Annotated in this window: 6 protein-coding genes; 1 reads left to right on the top strand and 5 read right to left on the bottom strand. The window is 61.2% G+C overall.

The features are described 5' to 3' along the window. Nucleotides 1-1,048 (top strand): HEPN domain-containing protein (locus tag P8Y39_06880; GenBank protein MEJ2192063.1); only part of this gene is annotated, 1,048 nt, incomplete at its 5' end. A gap of 118 nt (nt 1,049-1,166) precedes the next feature. On the opposite strand, the gene P8Y39_06875 is transcribed toward P8Y39_06880, so the two are convergent. From P8Y39_06875 to grpE, 5 genes are all read right to left on the bottom strand, one after another. Beyond that, nucleotides 1,167-1,883: a 16S rRNA (uracil(1498)-N(3))-methyltransferase gene (locus P8Y39_06875; protein MEJ2192062.1), complete on the bottom strand. Its 717-nt coding sequence runs from the start codon at nt 1,881-1,883 to the stop codon at nt 1,167-1,169. Nucleotides 1,884-1,902: 19 nt separating this feature from the next. Continuing rightward, on the bottom strand, nt 1,903-2,400 hold the full coding sequence (locus tag P8Y39_06870) for a DUF4388 domain-containing protein (protein MEJ2192061.1): 498 nt from the start codon (nt 2,398-2,400) through the stop codon (nt 1,903-1,905). Then, nucleotides 2,397-3,506 (bottom strand): molecular chaperone DnaJ, encoded by a 1,110-nt coding sequence (gene dnaJ / locus P8Y39_06865; GenBank protein MEJ2192060.1) that lies wholly within the window; start codon nt 3,504-3,506, stop codon nt 2,397-2,399. The genes P8Y39_06870 and dnaJ overlap by 4 nt, the downstream gene beginning before the upstream one ends. A 23-nt stretch (nt 3,507-3,529) precedes the next feature. Continuing rightward, nucleotides 3,530-5,440, bottom strand: a complete 1,911-nt coding sequence (gene dnaK, locus P8Y39_06860; protein ID MEJ2192059.1) for a molecular chaperone DnaK — start codon at nt 5,438-5,440, stop codon at nt 3,530-3,532. 70 nt (nt 5,441-5,510) lie between these two features. Further along, nucleotides 5,511-6,074 carry a nucleotide exchange factor GrpE gene (gene grpE / locus P8Y39_06855; protein ID MEJ2192058.1) on the bottom strand — a complete coding sequence of 188 codons (564 nt, stop codon included), beginning with the start codon at nt 6,072-6,074 and terminating at the stop codon, nt 5,511-5,513. Between the last annotated feature and the right edge of the window lie 24 nt (nt 6,075-6,098).

Below are 6,098 nucleotides of genomic sequence, written 5' to 3'. Positions count from 1 at the left end.
CGATGAACAAAACTTAATAAATACAATTGCAATGGGGCTTCTTGAGGGATCACCACCAACTGGCTTTAATAATGCCCTTTTCGAAAAGCGCTATAAGCAGTTGGAGAAGTATCTTTACAGTAACAAACTTGTCAATATCCGTCTTACACCACTATATGGCGTCAAATCGTTTGCGCAAATCCCCATACAATTTGACGATCAAGTTTCCATCGTAAAACTGACAGACGATGAGATTGCGATGATTCTGAATTCGAATTTAGCACCCAAACGTCTTGTCATGCCTGATGTGGAGCACAGACATTTTCTGCCACAGTATGCCATCAAGATACTATATGAAACAGAAAAACTTGTAGGTGAGTTGCCACCAGGAACACAAGAGGAAGCTGCCAAAAAGGATAAATATTTATCGGGAGATTATGAACAACGCATATTAGATTGCCTACGCCTTTTAAAAACAGGGACTGTTCTCAGTTCCGGCACAGTCTCATATTGCAAACTCATTACTGGAACTATATTCTCAATAGAGAAAATGGAATATAGTCATTTTTTTAGCACCACTTCATTGTCGACAAGAGAGGTTACTGAACTGGTGAATTTATGGAAGCGGACCGGTAAACTGAGAAAGGATTTGCACATTGCGCTGAGACGTTTCGGCGATGCTATTGCAAGGAAAAAACCTGACGACAAAATGATTGATCTCATGATCGCTGCCGAGGCATTGTTTCTGCCTGAGTCTGATGAACTCACGTACAAACTCTCCATGCGCACGGCATATATGCTTGAGCGATCAAAACAGAAACGAAGAGAAGTGTATAGCTTAATGAAAGACGCCTATAAGATACGGAGCAGAATCATACATGGCGCAACTCCCGTCTTGCCATTTAAGGACAGGACGAGCGGGCAACGCTACAATATGCAAGGGTTTACTGTACAAGTTGAGGAGTTGCTACGGAGAGCACTTAAAAAAGCGTTACATGCCTCAGTGGATAGTGGGTGGCCTAAGAAGGGTCCAGATTGGGATTCACTGTTTTTCGGCTCTGGTGGCTGAGGCACTTAATCTCCATTCTGTGTTTCCAAAGTAATTTAACATGTTTTGGCAAGTTTGTCCGATGTGAAGTACAGGAAGAAACTCTCAATCTCTCCGGCTGCCGGGGTGGGCGGACGGCCTATCTCATGCGTCCGAGGAGAAACCGTAGGAGGGTCACCGCAGCCAGGGCGGCCGTCTCGGCCCGCAGGATGAGGGGGCCCAGAGTGGCGGCCTCAAGCCCCCGGGACAGGGCCATCTCGACCTCCGCCCCGGTAAAGCCCCCCTCGGGGCCCACCGCCGCATGGACGTCCCTTCCCTCCGGCGGAAGTTCCGCCTGCCCGAGGGGCCGCCCGCCCTCCTCCCAGAAGATGAACCCCGAAAGCCCCTCCGCCTGGCCGAAGACAAGGTCCGCCTCGGCGGGCGGGCGCACCGCGGGCACGACGGGCCTGCCGCACTGCCGGGCCGCCTCCCGGGCTATCTTCTGCCAGCGTCCAAGCTTCCGGGTCTCGCGCACCTGGGTCCTCTCGGTGATGAGGGGCACTATCTCCTTTACTCCGAGCTCCGTGGCCTTCTGAACCACCAGGTCCATCTTCTGGCCCTTCAGCATCCCCTGAAGGAGGACGATTCCCCCGGGGGGCTCCTCGGGGACGGGAAGCCTCTCTTTCACCTCCACGTCCAGTTCGGCCCTCCTGGTGCGAACGACCGTGGCGCGGGCACGGCGCCCCTCGCCGTCAAAAAGCACCACCTCGTCCCCCGGCGCCGTGCGGAGCACGGCCAGAAGGTATCGGGCGGTCTCGCCCCTCAGGGGGAAGGCGTCCTTTTCAGGGGGGATGCGGGGGACGAAGGCGCGGGGCATGCCCGTGCGTGCAGAGGGCCTAGCGGCCCTTTTCCTTGAGCAGTTCGTCGTGCTTGCGTACGGCTTCGAAGGTGATGAAGTTCACGCCGAGCCTGACGGGACCTTTCGCGAGCACCCGGGGCAGGTCCTCCACGAACTGAAACGAGCCGTCCTCCCAGCGGAGGATGTCCATGATGCCGGCCTCGGCAAGCTGCTCCACGGCCACCTTCAGAAAGGCGGCGGGGACTACCTTCTTCTCGATGAGGTAGCCCAAGAGCGGCATCCCCTCCCTCCGGGAAGCCGCCACGGCATCCCGGATATGCCCCAGGGGGACGCCTCCTTCCCGTGAGAGGAATTCCCCGAAGCGCCCGCCGGGGCGGTTGGAGGAGGCCATGAGGAGCCTTCCCTCCTCGAAGCAGAAGCACTTTCCCTCGTCCTCCAGCGAGACGAACAGGACCCCGGACTTCTTGTTCATGTCTATCCACTGCATCAGGTCGGTGATGGAGAGGGAACTCAGTTGCCCCTTGATGCCCTTCATGCCTTCCCGGCGAACATGCTCTTCAGGCGCTCCTTGAAGCCCTGGGTGGCTTCGTCCTCGGAAAGGCGCGCGAACTCCTCAAGGAGGGCCTTCTGCTTGGCGTTGACGTGCCTGGGGACGGCCACGTCGACCACGACGACCTGGTTTCCGTGCCCCCTGCCGCCCAGGCGGGGCATGCCCTTGCCCTTCAGGGTGAACGTGGAGCCCGGCTGCGTACCGGCGGGAACCTTGAGCTTCCTCATCCCCTCCAGGGTGGGCACTTCTATCTCGTCGCCGAGGGCCGCCTGGGGGAAGGTAATCGGCACCTTGCACAGCAGGGTGTCCCCTTCCCTGACGAAGAGGTCGTGGGGCTTGACCGTGATGATGATGTAGAGGTCTCCGGGGGGGCCGCCCCTTTCGCCGGGGTCCCCCTCGCCGGTCATCTTCAGGCGCGAGCCCGAATCCACCCCCGGCGGCACCTTTACCGAGATGGTGGCCGGGACCTTCTTTCTGCCCTCTCCCCGGCATGCCTCGCAGGGGTCCGTCACGTAGGAGCCCTCCCCCTTGCAGCGGGGACACGTTCTGGAAACGGTGAAAAACCCCTGGTGGAAGCGCACCTGTCCCCTGCCCCCGCAGTCGGGGCAGGTGGCGGGCCTCTTCGAGCGCGAACCGGTGCCGCCGCACTCCGTGCACGGGCGCCACCTCTGGATGCCTATCGTCTCCTCCGTGCCCCGGGCGGCCTCCTCCAGGGATATCTCGAGGTCGTACCTGAGGTCGTTGCCCCGCACGCGGCTGCTCCTGGCGCCAGTGAAGGTGCCGAAGAAATCGGCGAAGACGTCCTCGAAAACGTCCCCGAAGGCGCCGGCGAAGCCGCCGGCGCCGAAGGGCCCGAAGCCCGCCCCCGCTTGGGCGCCCTCCGCGGTGCCGAAGCGGTCGTAATTGGCCCTCTTCTCCGGAGTGCCCAGGACGGAGTAGGCCTCGCTCAGCTCCTTGAAGCGCTCCTCGCAGTCCCTGTCCCCCTGGTTTCTGTCGGGGTGGCACTCCATGGCGAGTTTCCTGTATGCCCGCTTTATCTCCGCCTCGGTGGCGTCCCTCTGGACCCCGAGAATCTTGTAGTAGTCCTTCATCGGTCCCCGCGTGCCTGTGCCGCTTACTCCTTGCCCTCTTTATCCACGTCCTCGAACTCCGCCTCCACGACGTTCTCCTTCTCGCCGCCTTCCTGGTTGCCGCCGGCGGCGGCTCCCGCTCCGGCGCCCGCCTGCTGGTAGACGTGCTCGGCAATCTTGTGGGAGGCCGACGTGAGCTTCTCCACGGCCCGCTTTATCTCGGCTGCCTCCGTCGCGGTGTCCTTGACCTTCTTGACGTCCTCCAGGGCCTCGTTGATTTTGTTCTTGTCGTCCTCGGAGAGCTTCTCCCCGTATTCCCGCAGGGACTTCTCCACCGAGTAGACGAGCGTGTCGGCCTCGTTTCGGGCCTCGGCCAGCTCCCTTCTTTTCTTGTCTTCGCTGGCGTGCTCCTCGGCGTCGCGCTGCATGCGCTTGATCTCGTCCTCGCTCAGCCCGCTGGTGGCCGTGATGCGGATGGACTGCTCCTTGCCCGTCCCCAAGTCCTTTGCCGAGACATGAAGGATGCCGTTGGCGTCGATGTCGAAGGCCACCTCGATCTGCGGCACCCCCCTGGGGGCCGGCGGGATGCCCACCAGCTCGAAGTTCCCCAGGAGCTTGTTGTCCGACGCCATCTCCCGCTCGCCCTGAAAGACCCTGATGGTCACCGCGGGCTGGCTGTCCGAAGCGGTGGAGAATATCTGGCTCTTCTTCGTGGGTATGGTGGTGTTCTTCTCGATAATCTTCGTGAACACGCCGCCCAGGGTCTCGATGCCCAGGCTCAGGGGGGTCACGTCCAGCAGAAGGACCTCCTTAACCTCGCCCTTGAGCACCGCTGCCTGCACGGCCGCGCCCACGGCCACCACCTCGTCGGGGTTGACGGTCTTGTTGGGCTCCCTGCCGAAGAAGCCCTGCACGGTCTGGATGACCTTGGGCGTTCTGGTCTGCCCGCCCACCAGGATGACCTCGTCGATGTCCTTGGCGCCGAAGCCCGCGTCCTTCAGGGCCACCTTGCAGGGCTCAACGGTCCTGTCGAAGAGATCGCCGGCCAGCTGCTCGAACTTCGAACGGGCGAGCTTCATCAGCAGATGCTTCGGCCCGGTGGCGTCGGCGGTGACGAAGGGCAGGTTTATCTCGGTCTCGGTGGCGGTGGACAGCTCTATCTTCGCCCTCTCGGCGGCCTCCTTGAGCCTCTGTAGGGCCATCTTGTCCCCCTTGAGGTCGATCCCCTGCTCCTTCTTGAACTCCTCCACCATCCAGTCCATGACCCTGAGGTCGAAGTCGTCTCCCCCCAGGTACGTGTCCCCGTTGGTGGAGCGGACCTCGATGACGCCCTCCCCGATTTCCAGGATGGAGATGTCGAAGGTGCCGCCGCCCAGGTCGTAGACGGCCACCTCCTCTTCCTTCTTCTTGTCCAGCCCGTAGGCCAGGGCCGCCGCGGTGGGCTCGTTGATGATCCGCAGGACGTTCAGGCCGGCTATCTTGCCGGCGTCCTTGGTGGCCTGCCGCTGGCTGTCGTCGAAGTAGGCCGGCACGGTGACCACCGCGTCGGTGACCTTCTCACCCAGGTAGTCCTCCGCCGCCTGCCTGAGCTTCTGCAGGACCATGGCCGATATCTCCGGCGGGGAGTACCTCTTGCCCCGTATCTCCACCTGGGCGTCACCGTTGGACGCCTCCACGATCTTGTAGGGCAGGCGCTCCCTGGCGTGCTCCACCTCGGGGGTGTTGAAGCGCCGGCCCATGAGCCGCTTGATGGAGAACACCGTATTTTCGGGGTTCGTTATGGCTTGCCTCTTGGCAATCTGGCCCACCAGCCGCTCCCCTTTTTCCGTAAAGGCCACCACCGAGGGGGTGGTCCTGTTTCCTTCCTGGTTCGGTATGACGACGGGCTCGCCACCCTGCACAACGGCAACGACGGAGTTGGTCGTACCCAGGTCTATTCCTATCGCTTTGCCCATCTTCCTGACTCCTCCTTCTTCCGGATATTATAGTATTTCTTGATGAATGCCTGCTTGCCCGGCGCGCGCCTCAGGACGCGCTCCCCTCGGGCCTCTTGGAGACCGACACCAGGGGCGCCCTGAGCACCTTGTCGCCGTAAATGAAGCCCTTCCTCAGCTCCTCGACCACGATGCCCGGCTCCACGTCCTCCCTCTCCTCCTGGGAGATGGCATGGTGGTAGGCCGGGTCAAAGGGCCTGTCCAGCGCTTCGATGCGCTTGACGCCGTATTTCTCCAGCGTGCGGTACAACTCCCTCAAGGTGTTCTCGACACCCTCCACCAGGGCGCCGGCCGTCTCGCCCGCCGCCGCGTGCTCGAGGGCTATCTCGAGGTTGTCCAGGGAGGGCAGGAGGTCCGCCAGGAGGGACTCGTTTCCGTACCTGAGGAGCTCCTCCCTGTCCTTGGCCACCCTCTTGCGGTAGTTCTCGAACTCCGCGTAAAGCCTGAGGTACTTCTCCTTCATCTCCTCACGCGCGGCCTCGGCCGAGGGAGCCTCCTCCTCGCGGGCCGCACGCTGCTCGGGGCCTTCGTGGACGACCTCCACCTCTTCTTCTTCAAATGCCTCTTCCGTCCGGTCCTTTCTGTCTTCTTCCAACAGAAACTTCCTCCTTGCTTCCTT

The sequence above is a fragment of the Nitrospirota bacterium genome, assembly GCA_037386965.1.
In the GTDB taxonomy this organism is placed as follows: Bacteria; Nitrospirota; Thermodesulfovibrionia; order Thermodesulfovibrionales; family JdFR-86; genus JARRLN01.
Note: the sequence above shows the minus strand (reverse complement) of the source record. Positions and strands in the feature narration are given on the sequence as shown.

Bases quoted from the DNA above. Each gene is read 5' to 3' on its own strand.
- P8Y39_06875 (MEJ2192062.1), bottom strand. From the start codon at position 1,883: ATGCCCCGCGCCTTCGTCCCCCGCATCCCCCCTGAAAAGGACGCCTTC.
- dnaK (MEJ2192059.1), bottom strand. From the start codon at position 5,440: ATGGGCAAAGCGATAGGAATAGACCTGGGTACGACCAACTCCGTCGTT.
- P8Y39_06870 (MEJ2192061.1), bottom strand. From the start codon at position 2,400: ATGAAGGGCATCAAGGGGCAACTGAGTTCCCTCTCCATCACCGACCTG.
- dnaJ (MEJ2192060.1), bottom strand. From the start codon at position 3,506: ATGAAGGACTACTACAAGATTCTCGGGGTCCAGAGGGACGCCACCGAG.